The organism is Nocardiopsis moroccensis, assembly GCF_055763695.1.
Genome location: NZ_CP199747.1, coordinates 5,068,132 through 5,090,307 on the forward strand (window position 1 = coordinate 5,068,132; position 22,176 = coordinate 5,090,307).

General features: G+C 66.3%; 18 protein-coding genes and 1 pseudogene. 5 read left to right on the forward strand and 14 right to left on the reverse strand.

Translation table 11 applies throughout. From position 1 onward, the window contains the following. Positions 1-51: 51 nt before the first annotated feature. Positions 52-2,616 (reverse strand): sensor histidine kinase, encoded by a 2,565-nt coding sequence (locus ACUKCB_RS22385; protein WP_473037563.1) that lies wholly within the window; start codon positions 2,614-2,616, stop codon positions 52-54. 301 nt (positions 2,617-2,917) lie between these two features. Here ACUKCB_RS22385 and ACUKCB_RS22390 point away from each other — a divergent pair, with 301 nt between their 5' ends. Together ACUKCB_RS22390 and ACUKCB_RS22395 are read left to right on the forward strand one after the other, a co-directional pair. Next, positions 2,918-3,628 (forward strand): response regulator, encoded by a 711-nt coding sequence (locus tag ACUKCB_RS22390; protein ID WP_473037564.1) that lies wholly within the window; start codon positions 2,918-2,920, stop codon positions 3,626-3,628. An 86-nt stretch (positions 3,629-3,714) separates the two neighbouring features. Beyond that, positions 3,715-5,019, forward strand: a complete 1,305-nt coding sequence (locus ACUKCB_RS22395; RefSeq protein WP_473041104.1) for a TrkH family potassium uptake protein — start codon at positions 3,715-3,717, stop codon at positions 5,017-5,019. Positions 5,020-5,028: 9 nt separating this feature from the next. On the opposite strand, the pseudogene ACUKCB_RS22400 reads toward ACUKCB_RS22395, so the two are convergent. Beyond that, positions 5,029-5,508, reverse strand: a pseudogene (locus ACUKCB_RS22400) (IS5 family transposase); the annotation flags it as partial. Beyond that, positions 5,474-5,824, reverse strand: coding sequence for a transposase (locus ACUKCB_RS22405; RefSeq protein ID WP_473037565.1), 351 nt, complete (start codon positions 5,822-5,824; stop codon positions 5,474-5,476). The gene ACUKCB_RS22405 and the pseudogene ACUKCB_RS22400, both read right to left, overlap by 35 nt. 1,842 nt (positions 5,825-7,666) lie before the next feature. On the opposite strand from ACUKCB_RS22405, the gene ACUKCB_RS22410 reads away from it, so the two are divergent. Then, positions 7,667-7,933, forward strand: a complete 267-nt coding sequence (locus ACUKCB_RS22410) for an AbrB/MazE/SpoVT family DNA-binding domain-containing protein (RefSeq protein ID WP_184372540.1) — start codon at positions 7,667-7,669, stop codon at positions 7,931-7,933. Between the two features lie 7 nt (positions 7,934-7,940). Further along, positions 7,941-8,240, forward strand: a complete 300-nt coding sequence (locus ACUKCB_RS22415) for a hypothetical protein (RefSeq protein WP_246420464.1) — start codon at positions 7,941-7,943, stop codon at positions 8,238-8,240. An 85-nt stretch (positions 8,241-8,325) separates the two neighbouring features. On the opposite strand, the gene ACUKCB_RS22420 is transcribed toward ACUKCB_RS22415, so the two are convergent. The 11 genes from ACUKCB_RS22420 to ACUKCB_RS22470 all read right to left on the reverse strand — a co-directional run bounded on the left by ACUKCB_RS22420 (position 8,326) and on the right by ACUKCB_RS22470 (position 20,025). Continuing rightward, positions 8,326-8,556: a DUF2188 domain-containing protein gene (locus ACUKCB_RS22420; RefSeq protein WP_473037566.1), complete on the reverse strand. Its 231-nt coding sequence runs from the start codon at positions 8,554-8,556 to the stop codon at positions 8,326-8,328. Positions 8,557-8,767: 211 nt separating this feature from the next. Then, positions 8,768-9,274: a transposase gene (locus tag ACUKCB_RS22425; RefSeq protein WP_473036173.1), complete on the reverse strand. Its 507-nt coding sequence runs from the start codon at positions 9,272-9,274 to the stop codon at positions 8,768-8,770. A 28-nt stretch (positions 9,275-9,302) separates the two neighbouring features. After that, the gene (locus ACUKCB_RS22430) at positions 9,303-9,818 is read right to left on the reverse strand and encodes a winged helix-turn-helix domain-containing protein (RefSeq protein WP_473036174.1); all 516 of its coding nucleotides are present in this window, start codon (positions 9,816-9,818) and stop codon (positions 9,303-9,305) included. 712 nt (positions 9,819-10,530) lie between these two features. Then, entirely contained in the window at positions 10,531-10,896 is a 366-nt protein-coding gene (locus ACUKCB_RS22435; RefSeq protein WP_473037567.1) for a hypothetical protein, read from the reverse strand. A 106-nt stretch (positions 10,897-11,002) separates the two neighbouring features. Then, positions 11,003-12,196, reverse strand: a complete 1,194-nt coding sequence (locus ACUKCB_RS22440) for a Wadjet anti-phage system protein JetD domain-containing protein (protein WP_473041105.1) — start codon at positions 12,194-12,196, stop codon at positions 11,003-11,005. Beyond that, entirely contained in the window at positions 12,189-15,557 is a 3,369-nt protein-coding gene (locus ACUKCB_RS22445) for an ATP-binding protein (RefSeq protein WP_473037568.1), read from the reverse strand. Before ACUKCB_RS22445 ends, ACUKCB_RS22440 begins: the two co-directional genes overlap by 8 nt. Next, positions 15,550-16,365: a DUF4194 domain-containing protein gene (locus ACUKCB_RS22450; RefSeq protein ID WP_473037569.1), complete on the reverse strand. Its 816-nt coding sequence runs from the start codon at positions 16,363-16,365 to the stop codon at positions 15,550-15,552. Before ACUKCB_RS22450 ends, ACUKCB_RS22445 begins: the two co-directional genes overlap by 8 nt. Next, positions 16,349-17,899 (reverse strand): DUF3375 family protein, encoded by a 1,551-nt coding sequence (locus ACUKCB_RS22455; protein WP_473037570.1) that lies wholly within the window; start codon positions 17,897-17,899, stop codon positions 16,349-16,351. Before ACUKCB_RS22455 ends, ACUKCB_RS22450 begins: the two co-directional genes overlap by 17 nt. A gap of 289 nt (positions 17,900-18,188) precedes the next feature. Then, a complete protein-coding gene (locus tag ACUKCB_RS22460) occupies positions 18,189-18,803 on the reverse strand; it encodes a PIN domain-containing protein (protein ID WP_473037571.1) in 615 nt (204 codons plus the stop codon). Then, a complete protein-coding gene (locus ACUKCB_RS22465; RefSeq protein ID WP_473037572.1) occupies positions 18,800-19,669 on the reverse strand; it encodes an ImmA/IrrE family metallo-endopeptidase in 870 nt (289 codons plus the stop codon). Before ACUKCB_RS22465 ends, ACUKCB_RS22460 begins: the two co-directional genes overlap by 4 nt. Before the next feature lie 17 nt (positions 19,670-19,686). Continuing rightward, positions 19,687-20,025, reverse strand: coding sequence for a helix-turn-helix domain-containing protein (locus ACUKCB_RS22470; RefSeq protein WP_073701080.1), 339 nt, complete (start codon positions 20,023-20,025; stop codon positions 19,687-19,689). A 316-nt stretch (positions 20,026-20,341) separates the two neighbouring features. Between ACUKCB_RS22470 and ACUKCB_RS22475 the strand changes: the two genes are divergently transcribed. Continuing rightward, positions 20,342-21,571: a hypothetical protein gene (locus tag ACUKCB_RS22475; RefSeq protein ID WP_473037573.1), complete on the forward strand. Its 1,230-nt coding sequence runs from the start codon at positions 20,342-20,344 to the stop codon at positions 21,569-21,571. Positions 21,572-22,176: the final 605 nt, after the last annotated feature.

Consider the following 22,176-nt stretch of genomic DNA (forward strand, 5'->3'; position numbering starts at 1 on the left):
GGGGCCCCGGTGGGGCCCGGTCCGGTGCCGGCCCGGGCCCCGGCGGATGGGTCAGTCCCGGCCTTCGAGCCCGTCCGGTCCCCGCTCGGACTCCGGCACCCGCAGGGTCAACCGCATCGTCAGCCCGCCACCGGGTGTCGCTTCGGCCTCCAGCGAACCGCCCATGGCCTCGGCCAGCCCCTGCGAGAGGGCCAGGCCCAGCCCGAGACCGCTGTGGTTGTCGGTGTCCCCCAACCGCTGGAACGGCACGAACATGCTCTCCCGGTCCTCCTCCGCCACCCCCGGCCCGTGGTCGGCCACCAGCAGCTCGATCCGGTCACCGGCCCAGGAGGCGGAGACCGTAGGCGGCCGGTCCCCGGGGCTGAACCGCAGGGCGTTGCCCACGACGTTGACCAGGACCCGGTCGAGCAGCCCGGGGTCGGCCACCGCGTCCGGAAGCTCCTCGGGGACCAGCACCCGCACCCGGTCGGCCCCCGACCCGTCCAGTTGGTCCAGCGCGGAGAACACCGACTCGCGCAACTGCAGCGGACGCGCCGTCACCCCCAGTACCCCGGCCTGGAGGCGGCTCATGTCCAGCAGGTCGGTCACCAGCCGGGTCAGTTGGTCCAGGGACTCGTCCGCCATGGCCAGCAACCCGTCCCGGTCCTGGTCGCTGAAGTGCACCTCGCGGCTGCGCAGACTGGTCACCGAGGCCTTGGCCGAGGCCAGCGGAGCCCGCAGGTCGTGGCTGACCGCCGAGAGCAGCGCGGTCCGCATCCGGTCGGCCTCCGCCAGCGGGCGGGCCGAAGCCGCCTCCCGCTCCAACCGTTCCTGGCGCAGGGCGACCGCTGCCTGGGCGGCGAACACCTCGATGATCCGGCGGTCCCCGGCCCGGGGCCGCCGCCCGCGCAGCACCAGGGTGAGGGTCTCGTCCACCGGCACCTCGGTGTCCCGGTCCGTCGGGGAGCGGGGAGGGCCCTCGCCGGCGGCGGCGACCACCTCCCACCCCTGGTGGTCCCGTCGTTGGTCGGGCCGCGCGGAGAAACCGGGTCTGCGCTGCAGGAGAGCCACTGAGGCCAGGGAGAAGGTCTCCCTCAGGCGTTCCATCAGGGCCTCCAGCGGGCGTGAGCCCCGCAGGACGTTGCCGGCGACGGTGGCCAGGGTCTGGGCCTCCGCCCCCGCCTGCGCCGCCTCCCGGGTGCGGCGCGCCGCCTGGTCCACCACCACGCTCACCGACACCGCCACCACCACGAAGCCCGCCAGCGCCAGAACGCTCTGGACCCGGGCGACGGTGAAGGTGAGGTAGGGCTCGGTGTAGAAGAAGTTGAGCACCGCGAAGCCGCTGACCGAGGTGAGCAGCGCGGGCCACATCCCCCCGACCAGGGCGACCACCGTCACCGTGGCGAACACCAGCACGATCGCGCTGCTCAGGTAGGCCTCCTCCGCCGGAGCGCCCAGCCCGAGCCCCACCAGGAGCAGGCCCAGCAGCGCCAGCCCGCAGGCGACCAGCCTGCGGCGCCGGGAGAGGGTGGCCCCCGGACCCGAGGGGGTTCGCGCCCCCGCCTGTTCGTGGGAGACCAGGTGGACGTCGATCGGCCCGGACAGGGCAGCGGTGGCGGCTCCGATTCCGGGGGAGAGCAGCCGGGCCATCCGCCCCCGTCGACCGGCCCCGAGCACCAGTTGGGTGGCGTTGACACCTCGTGCGAAGGCGATCAGCGCATGGGCCACGTCCTCGCCCAGAACCTGGTGGTAGGTGCCGCCGAGGTGCTCCACCAGGACGCGCTGCCGGGCCAGCAGACCGGGGTCGGCGCCGGTCAGCCCGTCGCTGCGGGCCACGTGCACGGCCAGCAGGTCCGCGCCCCGGCCGCGCCGGGCGATACGGGCGGCGCGGCGCAGGAGCGTCTCGCCCTCGGCGCCGCCGGTGAGCGCGACCACGACCCGCTCCCGGGTCTCCCAGGTGTCGGTCACGCCGTGGTCGCTGCGGTAGCTCGCGAGTTCGTCCTCCACCCGGCCCGCCAGCCAGAGCAGGGCCAGTTCCCGCAGGGCGGACAGGTTGCCGCCGCGGAAGTAGTCGCCCAGGGAGGCGTCGATCCTCTCCGGACGGTAGACGTTGCCGTGCGCGAGCCGTTTGCGCAGGGCCTCGGGGGTCATGTCGACGAGTTCGATCTGCTCGGCGGCACGCACCCAGGCGTCGGGAACGGTCTCCTCCTGACGGACCCCGGTGACGCGTTCCACGACGTCGTTGAGGGACTCCAGGTGCTGGATGTTGAGCGTGGACAGCACGGTGATGCCCGCGTCCAGCAGCTCCTCGATGTCCTGCCAGCGCTTGGCGTTGCGGCTGCCGGGGGCGTTGTCGTGCGCGAGCTCGTCCACCAGGACCACCCGGGGCCGGCGCTCCAGGACCGCGTCCAGGTCCATTTCCTCGAAGGCGCGGCCCCGGTGGGTGGTCCGGGTGCGCGGGACCACCTCCAGGTCGTCGATCATCGCCTCGGTCATCACCCGTCCGTGGCACTCGACGAACCCCACGACCACGTCCGCGCCCCGGTCACGGCGCCGGTGGGCCTCGTCCAGCATCCGGTAGGTCTTGCCCACCCCGGGTGCCGCTCCCAGGTAGACCCGCAAGCTCCCACGTGTCACAGCAGCCCCTCCTCGGGAACCATCCTCACCGGTCACCGTGTGCTTTTGAGTTCTTTGGTGCTAATTGTCCGCTAAATCCCCTCGGCTGGCCGTTAAGGGAACGCTACCGAGACACCACCCGCCGTCCGCGCTGCCGCACAGTCGGACGAGGCGCCCCGGGCCGGAAGGGCGCCTCACGGGTGTGCCCCGGGCTCCGCTCAGGGCACGCCCTCCTACCATCGTGTTGCCGGACGGAAGCGGCGAAAAACCAGTTCAGGCGTCATAGGGAAGAACGCGCTGACTCGGCACAGAACGGATCCGTATGAACGAGCGGAACACCGCCGCACCGGCGGTCCTGGTCGTCGACGACGACCCCCGACTGCTCAGGACGCTCGACCTCAACCTGCGGGCGAGGGGCTACACCGCCCTGCTCTCCGACACCGGGGAGCGCGCACTCAAACTCGTGGCCCACCACCGCCCCGACCTGGTCCTGCTGGACCTGGGGCTGCCGGGGATGAGCGGTCTGGACGTGATCCGGGGGCTGCGCGGCTGGACGGGGGTACCCGTCGTCGTGCTGTCCGGCCGAGACACCGAACCGATGAAGGTCCAGGCCCTGGACCTGGGCGCCGACGACTACGTGGTCAAACCGTTCGGCATGGACGAACTGTTCGCCCGGGTCCGGGCGTCGATGCGCAGGACCGCGCCCACGGAGGAGAAGGTCTCGGTGGTGACCGCGGACTTCACCGTGGACCTGGCCGCCCAGCAGATCACCAGGGGCGGGGAGGCGGTGCAGCTGACCCCCCGGCAGTGGCACATCGTGGAGGTGCTGGTGCGCAACCGCGGCCGGCTCATCACCCACCGGCAGCTGCTCCAGGAGGTCTGGGGGCCCGGTTACGGCCGGGAGACCAACTACCTGCGGGTCTTCATGACCAAGATCCGGCAGAAGCTGGAGCCGGACCCGCCCCGACCGAGGTACTTCCTCACCGAGCCGGGGCTGGGATACAGGTTCAGTACGGGGGAGCGGGACACGTGATCCCCGGACGGCGCCTCCGGCCGGGCCGGGTCCGCCGGTGGCACCGGCGGGGGAGGTGGTTCTGGGCGAGCCCTCCCCAGTTCACCGTGGCGGCCTTCGCCGCCCTGGTGCTGGCGGGCACCGGGCTCCTGTCCCTTCCGCAGGCCACCGAGAGCGGTGGGTCCGCGCCCCCGCTCACCGCCCTGTTCACCGCGGCCTCGGCGGCGAGCGTGACAGGGCTGGTGGTGGAGGACACCTCCGCGTACTGGTCCCCGCTGGGCGAGGCGGTGATCCTCCTGCTGATCCAGGTCGGCGGCTTCGGCGTGATGGCCCTGGCCACCGTGCTGGCGCTGGTGGTGGGGCGCAGCCTGGGCCTACGGATGGCCGTCTACACCGGCTCCGAGGCAAAGGGGGTCTCCCTGGGGGAAGTGCGCCAACTGGTCACCGGGGTGCTCTACGTGACCCTGCTGTTCGAGGGCGTACTGCTGGTCCTGCTGACACTGCGCTGGTGGCTCGCCTACGGCCTGTCCCTCCCGGACGCCCTGTACACGGGGACCTTCCACTCGGTGTCGGCGTTCAACAACGCCGGGTTCTCCCTCTACTCCGACAGCATGACGGGGTACGCGACGGACCCGTGGATCACGGTGCCCATCGCCCTGGCCGTCATCGCCGGCGGACTCGGCTTTCCGATGTGGGTGGAGCTGTGGCGGTTCTCCAGACGCAGGGGAGAACCGCGGCACTGGTCGGTGCACGCCAGGATCACGATGGGGATGTCCGCGGGCCTGCTGCTGATCGGCCTGGTGACCTTCCTGGCTCTGGAGTGGAACAACCCGGCCACCATGGGCGCCCTGAACGTGCGGGAGAGACTGCTGACCGGTTTCTTCCAGGCCGTGATGCCCCGCACCGCCGGTTTCAACAGCCTGGACTTCGGGGCGATGAACACCCAGACGCTCCTGGCCACGGACATCCTGATGTTCATCGGCGGCGGCAGCGCGGGCACCGCGGGCGGCATCAAGGTGACCACCTTCGCGATCCTGCTGCTGGTGGCCTACGCCAACGTGCGCGGGGAGCCCACGGTGCATGCGGCCGGTCGGCGGTTGAGCCAGGCCACGGTGTCCCAGGCCACCACCGTCGTGCTGCTGTCGCTGGGGCTGGTGCTGTCCGCGACGCTGGTCCTGATGACGGTCACGCCGTTCACCCTGGACCAGGTCCTCTTCGAGACCACCTCGGCCTTCGCCACCGTCGGGCTGTCCACCGGTATCACCGGTGACCTGCCGGTGTCCGGACAGCTGGTCCTGGTGTTCCTGATGTTCGTCGGGCGCATCGGCCCGATCACCCTGGCGTCGGCGCTGGCCATGCGGCGGCGCAGCCGGGCCTACGAACTCCCCGAGGAGCGTCCGATCGTGGGCTGAGGGCTCATCTCAAAAGTCGTCGGTGTGCTTGGCCAGATGTTTGTAGCAGATGAGGATGCAAGCGATACCGAGCATGGCCAGGAAGGTGGATGCCTTGCGCTCCCAGCGCACGTTCAGCCTGCGGTAGGAGCCCAGCCAGGCGATGGAGCGTTCGACCTTGTACCGGTGCCGCTCCAACCGTTGAGAGGACTCGATGCCGGGCCGGGCGATGCGCACCCCGATCTGACGTCCGCGCAGCCAGCGGCGCCGGTCACGGGAGTGGTAGGCCTTGTCGCCGTGAAGCTTGGCCGGACGCCGCCGTCGGGGGCCGCGGCGTGAGCGCACCGCCGGGATTCCTCGCACCAGGGGTTTGAGCGCTTCGCCGTCGTTGACGTTTGCCGCGGAGATCGCGCAGGTTAACGGGAGACCCTGGTTGTCACACACCAGGTGGAGTTTGGAGCCGGGTTTGCCGCGATCAGTGGGATTTGGCCCCGTCTTCTCCCCCTCTCTTGGCGCGAATCGACTGGGAGTCGACCGTGGCCCGCGACCAGTCCAGCAGGGCGCGTCTGCCCAGCTCGTCCAGGACTGCTTGGTGGATGCGGGGCCACAGGCCGGTCTCGGTCCAGGTCTGGAACCAGCGGTGGGCGGTGGCTCGGGTGACGCCGAACAGGCCGTCGGCCTTCTCCCATGAGCACCCCGAGGCCTGGACGAACAACACGGTGGTCAGCACCGCTCTCTGGTCCGCGCGGGGGCGGCCGGTCTTGGGTGGTGAGGGCAGCAGCGGCTGGACGATTTCCCAGAGCCCGTCAGGCAACACATCACTCACAGGGTGTGATCATGCCAGGCTCAGCAGCACCTCGCAGGACTTTTGAGATGAGCTCTGAGGGCTCTTTTCCCTGCTGAGTCCGGGGCGACAAATCAATGCGCAGGCGAGGCATCCAACCAACCAACTCTGATGCGCTCGCTCTGCTCAGCGCCGGCCCGACCGTTTCAACGACACGTCCTGGCGGTCCAAGCGGTCAGCGATCCACGCCTGTGCGGCACTGGTGCAGGTGCTCGTAGTCATGCCCTTTGCCGCCGCGCAGCGTCGGTTCTCCCCACTGGCGTCCACCCCGAGCGCGGAAGGGCGTTGCCCCAGCTCCAGGGCTTGCCGAGCCTGGCATCCAGGCGGAATCGCACCCGAGAACACCCCCCAAGGGCTGGCGGGCCGCCTCGATGAAGACGAGGGCTGCTCCCCGCTGTGTGTCTCGATGTTCCGAAGGTCTGCTGACCGCTACGCCCAGTGACAAGACGAGCCCATTTTATGTGACGCCGGCCACTCTCGCTTGGTACAAAGCTGCCTGGAGCTGGCCTGCTGGGGGGTGCTGGCGCGCTGGGTTGCGCCGCATGCCTTCTGCGGCACTCTCAGGTCCAGGTCGCCCGAGGGCTCGTTCCCGCAGCTCAGTGGCCAGGGTTGGGGGTCGTGGGTGACTGGCGTGCGTACCTGACACGGATCCTGTGCCAGTGGACACCTGAACATGAGAAGACCTGGGGCTTCTCTCACTTTCGCGATGCGAGAAGCCCCAGGTCAGAGCGCGGAGGATCGGGGATTTGAACCCCGGAGGGGATTGCTCCCCAACCGCATTAGCAGTTGCATCATGTTTTCAGGTGCCCTGTGATGCCATTTTATATGGTCAGTATAGGTTCGCCGTGTCATGGTGTGTTGCCCTGTGATCCCTCGTGCCGGAAGGTTTGTGCCAGGCGCGTGCCAGGATCTCTGTCCAAGCCCTCTGATTAGTTTGTACCAAGCAGATGAAGCTACCATGATCTGACCCTTGCACCAGGTTCATGGTCTGTTGGGCGAGGCCCCGGAGCTGATTCAAGAGGCGTGCCCCAGATCCGATTTTCGGATCGTTTATGGGCAGAGTATGTGGTCAGACCTGGCCCATTGAGGGAGCCAGAAAAACTTTACTTAGATGCCTACTGCGAACCTGATGACCCCGATTTCGGAGAGGGGTGTGCCGCGTATCAAAGGGTTGCAAGGCCTGACTGTCATGCAGGTTCGCCCCTTAGTCCCCATGGCCGAGAGTGCTCCGGGCCGTTCGGTGATCAGGTGGATCTTTGGCCTCTTCTTGCCTCGATCGACAGAGTTCGGACTCGTTAGGTCCTTCTTTGAGGGTGTGCATGTTGACCAGGCTGGCGGCGCGCCATCACCAGTCCAGTTCGCTGTGGGCACCGAGTTCGTCCAGGGCTTGGCGGTGCGGCTTGGCCCCGACCGGGTCCAGCGCCCACTCGGTGAAACGTTGATCCGCAGTGGGTTCGGAAGGCCCGAAGAGCCGGTGGTGGCCACGAAGATGATCGGGGCCAACGCCTTACGGTCGCCGTATCTGCGCCGCTCGTTGTCCTGAGGCCGGATGAGCCGCTCCGTGCGCTACTCGCTGAAACAGCTCCCCCAACTCATCCGGCATCAAGCGCTCAACCATCGACACAGAGGCAGGCTCCCGAGGACTCAAACAAGACTAGACCTGAGACACTCGCGTCAGAAAGTCGTACTTTCTTACTTTCAGATGTATCCTCGAGTGTGTCTCCGGGGATGGGAAGCCCCTGGAGCACGCCCCATCAGAAAGGCCTTACCCCGCCGGGAGGATGACCGATGCACGACACGAAAGGGAGACGTCGACGTGCGGTGATGCGTCGTAAGAACCAGCTCACCCTGCCTCGGGAGGTCACAGAGGCGCTGCACATCCGCGAAGGTGACGAGGTCGAGTTCGAGATCGGTGAGGACGGACAGGTCGTGCTGCGCGGCATGACTGTGGTCCCGGCCGATCAGGCCTGGTTCTGGGATCGGGAGTGGCAGCAGGGAGAGCGGGAGGCCAGCGAGCAGATCGCCACTGGTCGCACCGAGGAGTTCGAGGACGCGGAGTCGATGTTCGACGCTCTTGAACAGGAGCGCTGAAGAGTAGTTGGCCACGTTCGCTACCACCCCCCGCTTCAAGGCGGACTTCAAGAAGCTGACCAGGGAGCAGGTCGCGCGCTTTCGGCGCGTGGTCACGGGCGAGTTCGCGCCCGACGTGCAGAAGGGGGAGTTCCGGCCCGGCCTGCGGGTCAAGGGTGTCCAGGGTGCCCCGGGGGTCTACGAGATGACCTGGGCCCCTGACGGGCGAGCCACGTGGGAGTACGGGGAGGAGCGTTTCCCCGGAAAGCCGCACGTGATCTGGCGTCGGGTGGGTACCCACGCCATTTTCAACCCCGGCCCGCCCTGAGAGAATTGGTTGTCCAGGTGTAAGGAAGCCCCCGCAACGATCGGTTGCGGGGGCTTGTTACGGCAGCAGCGGGATCAGCGGTGTTTCAGCCACGCGAGCGGCGCGGATCACGGCTGCGAGGGTAGGTGTTACGCTCACCGATCTGACCATCCTGCTTGTGGATGAAGTGCTCCACACCGCGGTCGATCGCCATCTCTCGGCCCTTCCCCTGAGCCTCGGCCTTGGTGCTCGCGCTGTTGGAAGCCCTCTCGTTGCCTTCGACCTTGTTCACCCAGCGGTCTCCCTGCTGGGTGGTGTGGATGTCTCCCTTGGCCATGTTGATCTCCTTACTGGGATTCCCCCGAATCCCAGAAACAGCATCCCATCCAGGTAGGATAAAAAGACACCACAGCTCCCGCGCCAGATCGTGCGCGGTGGTGGGCTCCGGGTCACGAGCCCCGGCGAACTGGAGACGTGGGGCGGCTCCCTTTTCCATCTCCGTGTTCTTTCCCCACGCCCTCACCTGTCCTCTGGCTACTGATCTTTGATTAGGTGCTTGACAGAATGGGGTCGGGGTCCAACCCGACCGATCGGATGAATCCGCGCAGCAAGCCCGGTCGGCGTTGGACCGAGCGCAGATGAGACCGCATCACCTTCTCCAGCTCGTCCAGACTCCGAAACGCCCGGTTGGCCAGGTGAGCCTTCAGGTGTGACCACAGTGTCTCGACCGGGTTCAACTCGGGCGCGTACTTGGGCAGGCGGACCACGCTCAGCCACGGACGGTCGGCCAGCTCCCGGCTCACCCACCGGGCGGTGTGCGAGGAGTGGTTGTCCCACACCAGCACCACAGGTGCTCCGAGCTGGGAGTGGACTCTGGAGATCAGGTCGGGCAGGTCGTACTGGGTGATGGAGTCGCGTTGGGCGGTGTACACCAGGCGCACCCGGCCCTGGGCGGGGTCGACGCACAGCCACCCGCTGGCGTTCATCCTCTGACGCCGCTTACGGGACACCGCGATCAGCGGGGTCTGGCCACGCTTGCCCCAGGTGCGCCGCACCGGAGGATCGGTGCTCGCACCGGTCTCATCAGCGAAGACGATCCACGCCCCGCACCGGTGCGCTTGTTCTTTTGACCCGCGGCCACACCTGGGTGCGCCAAGCCGCGATGTCCTCCTCGTCTCGCTCGGCGGCCCGAACGGCGGGTACCTGCCAGGACAGTCCGAGACGGTCCAGCATCCGCCAGACCCCGGAGGGGTCGGCGTAGGAGACGCCGAAGCGCTCCTCGATCACACGGTTGATCCGGGCCAGGGTCCACTGCTGGTCCTGCCACCCGTGGGCGCCGGGGCCCTGGGCGATCAGGGACACCAGCTCACGCTCTTGCGCGGGGGCCAGCAGGGTGTCGGCTCCCTGCTGGCCGGGGGCCAGGGCGCTGGTGCCGCCCTGGGTCCAGGCCTTGTGCCACTGGTGGACGGCCTGGCGCGAGGCGCCGAGCATGCGGGCGATCTGGGCTTGGGAGTGCTCACCGGCCTCGAACAGGGCAGCGGCGAGCATTCGACGGTCGTGGAGTTCGTCCAGGGTGCGAGGGTTCGGGGGGACCTCCATGCCTTATGACACGACAGGAGCCCGCTTCCGTCAAGACCCACCTCAAAGATCAGTAGGCCATTGTTTCGTTCAGGCTTCCCCTGCGGATAGCTTGAAATGCCGCTGAGTGTTCCTGAACGGAGATTTCTGTCTCGCTCCGGGTCACAACACGCACATCGACTGAGTCCGCACAGCTTTTGAGTCCTCGGAGCGAAGTTCAGTGCGGAACGCAGGTCTCAGGTCCGTAAGGGGTTTCTTGGCCTGGGTGAACAGTGGTTGGGTTGGTTCGTAGTTCGGGTTGAGCTGCCGAGCTAATACCATGACGGTCACCCGATCGGCACTTGCGTTTTCCAGATAGTGCGCGGAAGACTGAGCACGAGCACCGCTTACCCAGGTGCCCTCGAGCAACAGGACGGACGTCGGCCGTTCGCCTTTGGGGACTGCGTCGGTGATACCCCACTCTGGCTGCAGCATACGCAGGGTGTGGGCCGCCGTTCATGGTGGTAGCTCCCGGACCGGCCTCGGCGATGAGTACGTCGTACCCTGGCTGCTCGAGGTTCTCTTGCTGACTTGTCTTGGACCGGTTTGGTACAGGGCTGGTACGCCTTGGCCCAGTTCGGTACACGGCTGACGTGTTCGGGTGGAAGACCTCGCGGGGGCGATATGGGTTGTGGCGTCGCCACCGGGTGAGGTCTCCCAGGAAGGCGGGTCATCTGATCCCGCCTGTCCAGGCCTAAACCGGATCCTGGCCGCACAGTTGATGGCAGGTCCAGGTGAATTCTTCGTCGAGGATCGCTGGCACGTCTTCGTCGGGATCCAGGAACTCGCCGTCGTAGCCGATCGAGCGCACACCGGGAAAGGCTCGGAGGAGGTGGTCGAACAAACTGTCGGGAACCACGGCCTGATCGTTCTCGTCGACTTCGGGTTCTGCGTGCTCCCGAGTCACGGTTCCGATGCGGGGCGGGATCCATGACCCGTTCGAATCCCGTCCGACAATGCGCACATGCGGCTGGTGGGGGTGTGCGCCTCCGTCTTCGGTGGGGGCGAACGTCTCGTCCACCAAGACGTCCAGGACGGCTTCGTCGAACCTTTGGTTCATCGATTTTCCTATCCGTGTCTTATTTTCGTTGTCTGGTGTGCATTCTCGGGGACTGACGGTAGGGCGGGGCGGCGGTGCCGGCACGGGCTCAATCGAACTGAACGTGTCACTTTGCTTCGATGGCCGCGGTGAGAACCGAGTGGGCGTGGGGCCAGGGGATGCGTTCCTGTTCGAGCAGCAGGCCGACCCTGTGTTCGGCGGCGTGGTGGACGAGGTGGTCGTACAGGCTCTGCTCATGCTCGGTGAGATGGGGTAGCTCTCCGCGTTGCGGGCCGGCTCCGTCGACGGCCAGGTGCCGAAATTGCTTCAGCGTGGGGAGATCCATCAGGATGCTCCGAGCCGGGACGCCCTGGTGCCGGAGGTCGTTGACGAACTGCAGCCCCGGGGCGTCGATGTCTCCCCAATAGATCACGGTGTGGGCACCACGGATCCAGGGAAGTCGTCCGTACTCGGAGACGTTGAAGCCCTGGCCGTGGAAGGCGACCACGCCCATGTGGTCGTCGGTGATGGCGTAGCCCGTCTCCTTGTTCTCCAGAATGACCACGGTGTGCGGCACATGGGCCCATCGGCTCAGGTCTTCGACCGAGGCTGCGAAGTGCCGCATCCCGCCGACCTGGGAGCGCAGGCCGGGGTCGAGTACGCAGACCTGGACGAGTTCGGGCGGAACTCGTAGCCCGAGCCGTTCGTGCAGGCGTCGGCGGATCGGACCGGGCGTGCTCGGCTCCGCTTGTTGGGCATCTGGTCCGGTGGATTTTCCGAGCAGGGCGAGTACCAGGGTGGAGTGTCGGGCAAGCCATTTGGTGTCGACGCCCTCGATGGGGAGTTGCCGCAGCAGCCGGCCGGAGGTCGGGTTGCTCTTCAGCCAGGTGACCGTGTCGACCAGTTGCTGGTACTGGTCTTCGTCCAGTTCGATGAGCTTGCGGATGATCCCGGTGAAAGAGGCCTCGGGAAAGTCACGCTGGAGCTTGGGCAGTCTTCTACCGCACCGTGCCCAGGTCTCCCGTGTGTGGGGTGTAACCCCAGCGACGTCGGCGGGCCGGTCGAAGACGAGGGTCTTCGGTATGTCGTGGAGGCCTGTAGGAAAGCGGAGTCTGGAGTGTTCGATCCTTCCCGGACCGTTGTGGTCGGCCCAACGTGCTGCCCAAGCATGGCAGCCGACCGGATCCGCCGACCGTTGCCCGGTGGACGGTGGCGCCAGGGGAATACGTAGGGGCCAGGAACCTCCCCCGCGAGCCCATTGGGGGTAGTCACGTTCGAAACGGGCCCGAAGCCGTTCGACGACGTCGGCGGGTTCACGCATCTTCACCCCCGTCACTCTCCGCGGCCCTTCGGACGGCGAGATCGCCGAAGGTCGCTGACGTGGCGTTGGAGCGTGCACCTTCGGCCGTGGTGCGCTTCTCCACCAGGAGCACCTGACCGATGAAGGGTTCGAGAACGCCGGAGATGCGGATCGGGGCGGCCACGAGAAGCTGGAAACCGAATTCTTCGAACGCGGCGAGGGCTTGCCCAGAGAACGTTTCATCGGACTTGCTGAACGCCTCGTCCAGCATGAGCGGAGCGAAGCGCGGGCGGCCCTTGGAGCTGGGGTCGGCCAGGTTGTAGCTGAGTGCCGCGGCGAGGCAGAAGGCTACGAGTTTCTCCTGCTCTCCTCCGGAGTTGGTGGCGGTGTTGCGGTGGGTGCTGACCGTGATCCCGTCGGGAGTCTCCTCGCGGCCGTAGAAGGTGTAGCCGAGGCGGACGTCGAGGACGGTGTCCCTCCAGCGGCGGGATTCGGCGTCGTCGGAGGTGAAGCGCGCCATCAGCCGGCGGACACGCTTGAATTGCTCCACAGACACCTGTACGTCGGTCTCAGCGGCGGGCTGGCTACGCATGAGCTCGTCGACCCGTCGACGGAAGTCCTTGGCCTCGGCGAACTGCTTGGCTGTGTGGGCGATCTGTAGATGGGTACCGGTGTTGAACTCGGTCCGTCGAAGCCCGATATTGACCTTCTCGACACGCTCCTTGATGCCGCTCGTGGCCTCTTCGATGGCACGTTGGACGAACGCTATCGAGGGGACCATGTCCTGGCTGATCATGTGACGGAACCTGTCCATGGCCTCTGGAAGTCGGCGTTCGTTGATCTCCTCGTGCAGGGCGGCGAAGTCGCTTCCGCTGCGCTCGACGTCGTCACTGTTGTGGGGGGCTGAGTCTTCCCACCGGTCCAGGAAACGTCGGATGGCCTGCTGTATCCCTGCGGACGACCGCTTCTGCTCGGCCTCGGCGCTCTTCCCTCGATGTTCCAGCTCTTTACGGGTGAGCTCGTAGAGTTGCGACATCGTGTCGAGGCGGACAGGAGTGCCCAAGTCGGTGAGCAGCGATGTGAGGTAGGCGTGATCGTCGTCGTCGACCGTGCGCGGTTCGGCGCACAGCCGTTCGCGCACTTGGGTCATATCGGATCTTGATCGGTCGTCGTCCTCGATTTTGTTGCTGATCCGGGAACAGGTGTCGTTCAGTCTCTTCCACGTGCTCCTCGCCGCGTCCTTCTGGTCCGTGAGTCGCTGGAGGTCGACGTCGTTCCGTTTGATGTCCGCGATGCGCTCCGCCAGGGATACGGCCCGCTTTTGAGAGGCTCCATGGTCGAGGTCGGCCCACCTGTGGTGGTTAAGAACCTGTTCTGCGGCCTGGACCAGGTCGCGGATGGCATCGCCTCGGCGGGCGATCTCATCCGCCCTGTCCCGAGCCTTCTTCTTAGCCGCCTCCAGCCGTGCTGTTTCCTCCTCCAGAGCCGCGCGTTTTGTGGCGATATCGGCCCCGAGGATGTACGAGGATGGCTTGGCCACATCGGGGCGGTCGTCCTTGCGGTAGTGGTTGCCGGGTAGCTTCACCGTTCCGCGTACGGTCACCGCTTTACGGTGTGCCTCGAGATCACGTGTGCTCTCGACGCACACGTGGTCGAACTTGCGGGCGAGCTGTCCGCTCAGCCACAGCCCGTAGGGGTGGTCGGTTCGCACCTTCAGCTTGCTGGCCAGGGTGTCGGCGTGCGGAAGGGGTTGGTGTTGCGAGGCCTGGGTGATGACGCTGTAGTCGACCACACCCCTCATATCGTGCTGGTCGATGAACGCCTTGACCGCGTCTTGCTGTTCGGAGGGGACGAGGAGGCGAAGCCCGTAGCCGCGCAGTACCTTCTCTGCGGCTGGACGCCACCGCTCCTCCTCTGGCAGGAGGTCGATCAGCTCGGCAGCGTAGGGGAGGTCGGCGGCGGGTACTCCGCTGCCGCGCGCGATCTGGTCCCTGCGGTGCAGTTCCCTGGGCGGGATGAGGGAACCGGCGGTTCGCAGGGCGGTGAGTTCCTTGAGTTTGTCCTCGTACTGCCGATTGGTGGTGGAGGCGGTGCCGAACGCTTCGTGCAGCGTTGGTGTGAGCTCTTCCCTTTCCTGTTCGGCGTGCTCGCGCATGACGTCGGCCTTGTCGCGGACGGTGGTGAACGCGACCTCGTCGGAGGGGAGCGCGAGTCCGAGAAGGCGCACCTGAGCCGCGTAGCGGTCGAAGGCGTTTTTCTTCAGGTTCTGTTCGTTGCGTACCGTCTCGAGTTCAACGGTCAGTTCCTGAAGCACCGCGCCTTCCCGATCGAGCTGCCTCTCCAAGGAGCGGTAGTCAGACTCCGCGGTCGAAGCCCGCCGCGTCTGCTCCGTCAACTCTGCCTTGAGTCCTTCGCGGACCTCCTCCAATCGCGTGATCTCCGTCCGGAGCGTGTCAACGTGCACACGTCGCAGGTACCGGTCCAGCGGCGAGCCGAGGAGCCGGGACACCAGAGCGGCCTCCTCCTTGGCCTGGCGGTAGACACGCCAGTCCTCTGGGACCGAGCTGAGCACTTCCTTCTGTTGGTCGGCACGTTTGGCGGTTTCGTAGGCCTCGTTCAGTGGTGTGAAGGCCTTCACCATCTTTTCAGCGGCCTCATAGGTCGCTGGTTCGTCCAGCATGTTCTCGCGGATGAACAGGTTCAGGTCACCGACGTTCTTCATGGCCTTGGCCTTGCCCAACAGCGACAATGCGGTCCGGGAGGTGCCCAAGCCGATGCGTTTGCTCAGGCGGCGCAGATAGACCTCCTGACCGTTGGGGTCATCAGCGGGATGCCTCTTCTTGAGCCAGGCTGTGTCGAATCCCCGCTCCGCCCACTCGTTCAGGGCGAGTAGGTCGAAGTGTCCGTCGTGCAGTCGGAACATCGACTTCAGGGACGCGCCGTCGGTCTCGGTCCCGGTGAACCATTTCACCGCTACCGCTGTCGTGACCGAGCCCTGTCCGTCCTCGTAAGTGGCACCGACGGCCGACCAGGTCGGTTGACCTCCGCGCAGGTAACGGATCCGGGACTGTCCGCGTTCGTCGTCGGTTTCGGACCATGCGCCGCGCACGTAGTCGGCGGCGTTGCGGGTGCCCTGTTTGGCACCGCGGGCTGTCAGGTCCGCTGAGGCGTTGAACCGGTGGTCCCGGGTCGGAAGCAGCACGATCGAGTGTGCGTCCATCAGTGAGGACTTTCCCGACCCGGACGGGCCGGTGAACAGCACACCGCGAGGATCGATGGGGAAGTCCTTGTATCCGCCGAAGGTGCCCCAGTTGATCACTTGCAGCCGGGTCAACCGGAATTGTGCTGCGGCGGTGTCGGCCGCATGGTTGAAGTCAGGCATCGGTGTCCTCCTGGGAGGGGCCTTCTGCAGTGTGGGCGTGCAGGGAAGTACTTGGAGGCGCCCCGGGCGTATTGGCTCGGTCGCTGTCAACGAGCGCCTTGAAACGGGAGCTGAGGGCCTCCACCCGTTCGGCGGTGAGGATGGAGGCGATGACGCCGTAGACGACGTAGCGGCTGGTCCCCTTGACCGGCTTGATGATCGCCGCGTCTTCCAAGGATTTGATCGCTGTCGCGATCCTCCTCTGGAAGGCGGCGTCATCGGTGTCGGTGGGCCGACGGTAGGCCCGCATGTGCTCTTCCATGTCGGCGGTTTCCACCACAGGCGCGTCCGGGGAGAGCACGTACTGGTTGTAGAGGTAGAGGCACAAGGTGCTCGCGGCGAGGTTGAGGGTTTTGGTACGCAGGATCGTCCGGCTGTGCGGGCTGGGATCCTCGGCCTGACGGGTGAAGGCGTATCCGTGTTCTCGGTTGATCTCCAGGATGAGCCCGAGTTCGGACAGCCGACTGCGCAGGATGTCCTCGTATTGGAGGACCGTGGCCCAGTGTTTGGGGTGCTGTTGGCTGACGTGGGGTGCGGCCACCAGGGCCTGCAGCGCCCAACTCGTCTCGGCGGGTAATGCGCCGGTGTCGCCATCGAAGCGCGGCTGATGTGTTGCACCCTCTACGTGCGAACCGACGGTGTCGCCCTCGTCGTTGAACACCTCGGAAAGGTTGTCGCTGGCGATGCCGGCGGGCGAAGAGGGGGCGGCGCCCGGGCGCTCCGTCTCACCGAAGACCTCTTCGAAGGACGGTTCAGGGGGGTGGCTCATCCTTGCTGCCTTTCCGAAGGGGCCCTCGCGCTCGGGTAGGTGGGGCGGCGGTCAGGTGCGCGGGGGTGGGGATCGGTTCGCCGAAAACCAGGTAGGGCACGGACAGCTCACGGCGTCCTCGGTCTGTCTCGACCTGGACGCTGCTTCGCGTACGGTCGTCAATCTCCCCATAGCGCGCGGCCAGTGACCACAGACCGACGATGTCGCCGGTTCGCGCCTGGGGCAGGTGTTCGAGCACCTCGGCGAGGGTGGCGATGTCTCCGTGCCCGGCCATCGCGGCGTGTACGGCCGCACGCAGGGCCACCCAGTCGATGGATTCCCGCCCAGTCAGCTCGGTCGGGTCGATAGCGAACTCATCTCCGGAGTCGGTGACGGGCTCGGGCTGGGTCGCGGTGCCCTCGTCCAGACGCAGTCTGCCGACCGACGTAGTGTCGGCACCGCTCATGGGAACGACGAACCCTACGTCGCGGCCACCATGGGTGACGTGGAACGCGTCGGCGGCGAGTGCCTGTGCCTCGCTGATGCGGGTGCGCATACCCCGGTAATGGGCCGCGTCACCACCGCGCACAAAGTTGCTCATCCTGCGAAAGGCGGCCCCGCGGACGTCTTCAACCTCTTGGACACGGCGCCACATGGCGTCGATGAAGCCCCGTAGTGACCCTGCCGGATGCTCGGGAAGTTCCTCCAACCTCGTGAGGATCTCTTTGATGTCGGATTCCAGCTGGGAGCGTTGCGAAGGAGTTCCGACCAGTGTGGCGAAAGCGCGGAACGCTTGCCCTTCCGGGGATTCGGCGATGACGTCGTGGCCGGCGAACATACGATCGAGGGCTTGTGCGAACTCCGCCGGTGTGTCCGACAGGCTCTGCCGGAGGAGCGTGGCGGTGTTGGTGTGCATCTCCTCGCCGTAGCGCGCGAGGTCTGCGGGAATGCGTTCGATCAGCTGGGACAGGGCCGTCACCTGGTCGATCAGTCGATTCGTGTCGACCTTGATGTGCCGTTGGTCTTCGAGTTCCTCGCGCTGAGCTTGGAGCGCGAGGATCTGCTGGTCGATTGCCTCCCGTCGTACGGCGGGGTCGGGGTCGGCTTCGGTAGCGATCTGCCGCAGCTCGGCCATGACCATCGCGAGTGCGGATCGGGTCGCGACCGAGGCTTCCCGACGCAGGCCCCGCATCTGCCGTACTGCGTGCGCGGCGCCCGAGGTCAGTTGGTAGCGCTCAGTGCGGGTCTCGGGATCCACACCGCGATGGACCCATCTCTTCCTCACCCACGTCGCGAGGGTCTCCTCCGCGTCCGAGAGGGCGCCTGTGGGTGTATCCGCTTCCGCTCCCGGGATGCTCTGGGTGAGCGGGGGGAGGTCCTCGTCGAGTCGAGCGGTCAGGGTCATACCGTCCGCGATCTGCCCGTCTCCCAGGTGGGCGGCCATCAGGGCCAGATGCACCAGAGCATGCCGGGACCGCAGCAGCGACATCGCCGTGTCCGCTTCCGAACCGTTGCGGAACTCGTGGAGGAACTGCTCGGCGCTCTTGGTCCCCATCCGAGGGACCACCTCCCTAGGAAGGCCGGACCTCTACCCATCTCGGATGAGTCTTACAGACACCGGTGACAAAATCACGAGGAGCTTGAGTGCGAACACCTCGACCAGGTCCAGCATCTTGTGGCGGAACTCAGCTGGGTATCGATCACGTTCCACGATGTCCTCTTTGAGGTCGCGGGGTCCCAGAATCCAGAAATCCGTCTCCGAAGAACGCGGGACACACCACCAGCTCCGCCAGCCCCGGTACGGGAACAGCCCACACTGCGGTTTTGTGCAGCGAGGACCGTTCTCAGGGCCAGAGGCCAGGCGACAGCAGTCGGGTCGTCTCGATCGGCGGCAACCCGTCATCCAGCTCGCGCAATCTCCGGTAGAGATGGCGCATATCCGCTTTGCCTGGCACATACTGCTTCTGTGCCGCGCGCTCCAAGATGGACAGCGTGCTGGCCAGGGCGATCGACCCCACCGGACGCCCACTGCGCCGGAGTCGTTCGAGGCGGTTGATCTCGGAGGTGGCGGTCCGCGCCCCTTCCCCGTCGTCGATGAGCACGGTCACCTCCTGGCCTGCTTCAGCAGCCACGACCGCGTGCGCGATGACCATGATCTCGCCCAGGTCCTTGGGCCGCCCCAGACGTTCAGCCATGGGTTGGTGGGTGATGCGCTGGACGACGCCTTCGAGTTCCGGGGTCTGGTCGTCGGACAGGATCTGCACCCAGTTGGGGGTCAGCTTTCGCCAGATACCTTCGGCGACGCGGAAGCGCTCATCCTGCCGGGCCTTGCTGAGCACCTCGCTCTGCACGGTCTCTGGGGCGCTGAGCTTGCCCAGGACGCGGATGAGGAGACGTTCCTGGTTGATCGAGAGGAAGTTCAGGCCGGGACCGGCGTCGATGATCGGCCGGTGGCTCATCCGTCCTCGCCCGCTGTCACGTCAGGAGCCGCGGCATCGTGACCAGGATCCTCGAGAGCTGAGTCCAAAGCCGCGAGGTCCACGTCCGCATCCGGTAGTTCGGTGAGATCGGCCCACTCGACTGGCTGTTCGCTCGGAACCACGCCGGCCTCTCGCAGTTCCGCTTCGGCCTCTTGCCGGGTGATACCGCGAAGGGTGGCGATGGCCTGTACGGACAGCACGCCTTCGGCATAGGCACTGATGGCTCGGGCGAGCAGTCGTTGCGGTGCCCTGCGCCGAGCTGATTCGTCCTGCAGTGCGCGGTACTGGTCGCTCCACCCGAACCGCGTGGCCAACTGCGGCGTGGTGAGTGTCAGCCACTCCCGTTTGGTGGCGGCATCGATGTAGCCCGCCTGACATAGCGCGATCGCGGCGATCGATGGTGAGACGAGGAAGCGCTGAACGACCTCGGAGAGCACTGACTGGGTCAGCGGCTCTCGCTCACCGAGGAATTCGCGCAGGCCCTCGACCGGGATGAGCAGGTTTCGGGCGAAGGAGTCGGCTCGGATCTCTTCGTGGGACCGATGGCTCCAGGCGCCCGCCGAATTGTCGGTCACGTCCGTGAACAGGACGTGGCCGAGTTCGTGGGCGAGGGTGCTGCGTTGCCGCATCGGGCGGCTGGTGCACGCGACACCGATGAACACGGCGTCGCGCTGTGGGTCCCGCATCATCAGGCCGTGCTGGTCCTGGTCAGCCTCGAGTACGGCCACGTCGATCCCGGTAGCCTGCTCGATGAGGGCCACGAGGTCACCCAACGGCTGTACGCCCAGGTGTTGCTCCCCGCGGAACCGTTCGGCGGCGGAACGGCCTTCGGCTTCGGCACTCACAGTTCTTCGGTTCCGTTTCAGACCGTTGCGGGGATGGCCTGGTCGTCCAGGTAGGCGTCCAGTTCCAGGAAGTCCAGCAGTGCCTGGCGCATATCGCCCATGTCAGAGTCGTTGGTGGCCCGGGCCGCGCACTGCACGCGCTCGGTTACCGCACCGGTTCCGGTGAGTTGGGCAACCGTATGCCCGGTCTCCCAGGCGATCGCCACGAGCTCTGGCATCTTCGCTACCCGGTCTTCGGAAATGATCCGAGACAGGGTGGCCTGCGAGATGCCCGTGGCCTCAGCGAGAGCACGCTGGCTCAGTCCCGCTGCCGCGCGGGCGCGTTCGATCCGCGCGCCGATACCTGCTGCTGTCATCGTCACCACCCCACCAATCTGAATCACTTTTCTCCGGCTTGATTCATTATAGCCGCATGCCCTGTGCGACGCCATGGTTCGAACAGTCAGAGGGCTTGCTTAGGCGTGGACTCAGGCGCTCAGGCCCTCGCCATTCGACATCGTGCCAACATCGCATATTATGAGCACTCACTGAGTACTCAATGGAGGTATCGTGTCGGAACCAGTGGACATCAGGGCAGCACGAGAAACACTGAACCTCAGTCAGGCCGAAGCGGCTCGCCGCGCGGGGATCTCCCTAGCCACATGGCGGCGAGCGGAGTCGGACACCTCCGCGGTGGGCGCCACAACCCGGAAGAAGATCCGTGAGATGGTCACCGCGGCCCTACATCCGGCCCATGCCTGGGTGCCGCTCTTCAACAGGAGATTTCGCGGTGACCCGCTGACACCTTCACAAGCGCACCTGCTGGCCATGGAACTCACGATGAACGGGGAACCCTTTCACCTCAACGAGGACAATGTCTGGGACTCCCACGTCCTAGGCGAACTTGCAGACGCGGTCCTGATGCAGGTCGCGGAACGGCCACAGTGGTTCAGGCGCTTCCTGGCCACGTCCCAGCACCTGGGCGGACTCCTTGACCAGGGGTGGCCTCCCCGAGCCGAGAACCTCGCCGAAGCAGCCGCCCTGCGCATCGCGCTCACTTCTGCGTCATTGGGAGATTCATCCGAGCTCTCCGACCTCGGATACCGGGAGTACGAGCAGGACCTGGTAGGGCGCAAGAAGTGGCCGACGGTGCGGCGGGCCCTGACTTCCCCTCAGCTGATCCAGGCCCTGCAGATGCTCGATGCGCCCCGCTACGCGGCGCACCTGCTGGCCCCCCTGCAGATCGAGGGCCGACTGGTCACCTCTCCCCTGCACCCCGACCGCTGGTGGGAGCCCTGGTCACAGGAGACACAGGAATGGCTGCAGCAGGCCGCATCAGGTACGCACCCGCCCTCCGACCAGAACACTCCGCACGTCTTCGACGACAACCCCGACCAGTCCCGGGTGATGGCCTCAGGCATCTTCGACCTACTGGCCAAACGCGAAGAAGACCTCAACCTGCTCCTCAACAGAATCCTCCACCAGGGACGGGTAGCCCAGATCAACGAGGACTCCTGCCCCACCATCGTGTTGGAAGCCAAGACGGGCCACGATGTGCTGATCAGGGTTTCCTGCCGCGACCATAACCGGCCAGGGCAACCTCTGCCCGGCTTCCCGGACGAGAACCCCGCCGGCTCTGCGACCTTCGCCTGGGGGCTCCTCGACCTGCTGAGCGAAGAGACGTCAGAGCTGGACGAGGTGTTCGAAGGCGACCTGGTACGACAGGGACTCACGATGGCCGGGAACGCGGTCCTGGTCCTACCCGATGCCTCCGGTTTCGATCTGCTGTTGAGCGTGGGGACCCAAAAGCGCACACCTGAGCGCTCAGCCGCGGTCGACGTGGCCCGCGCTTCCTGGCTGGAGTACCAGCAGGAGATCGAGGAAGAACTCGCCGCCTGGGAATCGGAAGACGACCAGGACTGAGAACCAGGGGCTCTGGAGTTGTGGAACCGGCCTTGCCTTTTCCGTGGGGTTCATAGGAACAGCCCAGCGAAACACGACGGGTCTTCCTTCCCGAAGCGCTGGTGGCAGGAGGCGTCCCGCGGCCTCAGAACACCTGGCCCTGAGCGCCGGTGGCTCGGCCGGCGGCCAGGGAACCGAACCCCGTATCGGTGGGAATCGTTCACCAGGGGATTCGGAGGACGAAGGAGGGGGCGTGCCATCGCTGCCAGCAGGTGTACCAACTGGCGGCAACGGGTGCGTGAGCCTCTGGCGCACGTGCTGGCGATGATGAGCACGGCCAGGTCGGGGTTGGGGGTAAGGCTGTTCAGGAATCCTCGGATGGTGGCCGGGATGGGTGGTTGGTGCAGGACCAGGGCTCGGCAGATTACGCGGGAGCCCAGGCGAGCCAGGGTGTGCTGGGGCGCGTTGTGCGCCTGGGCTGCTCGCGGTCAGGAAGCAGGCCCCAGACAGCACCGCGTACAGACAGATCAGGACGATGCGGTCCAGATGGTGAGGGCGGCTCCGCCGATCGCGGGGGCAGCCTCCTCATCTGTGAAGGCGCAACGGAGCCCTTGTGGCGCCAGGGG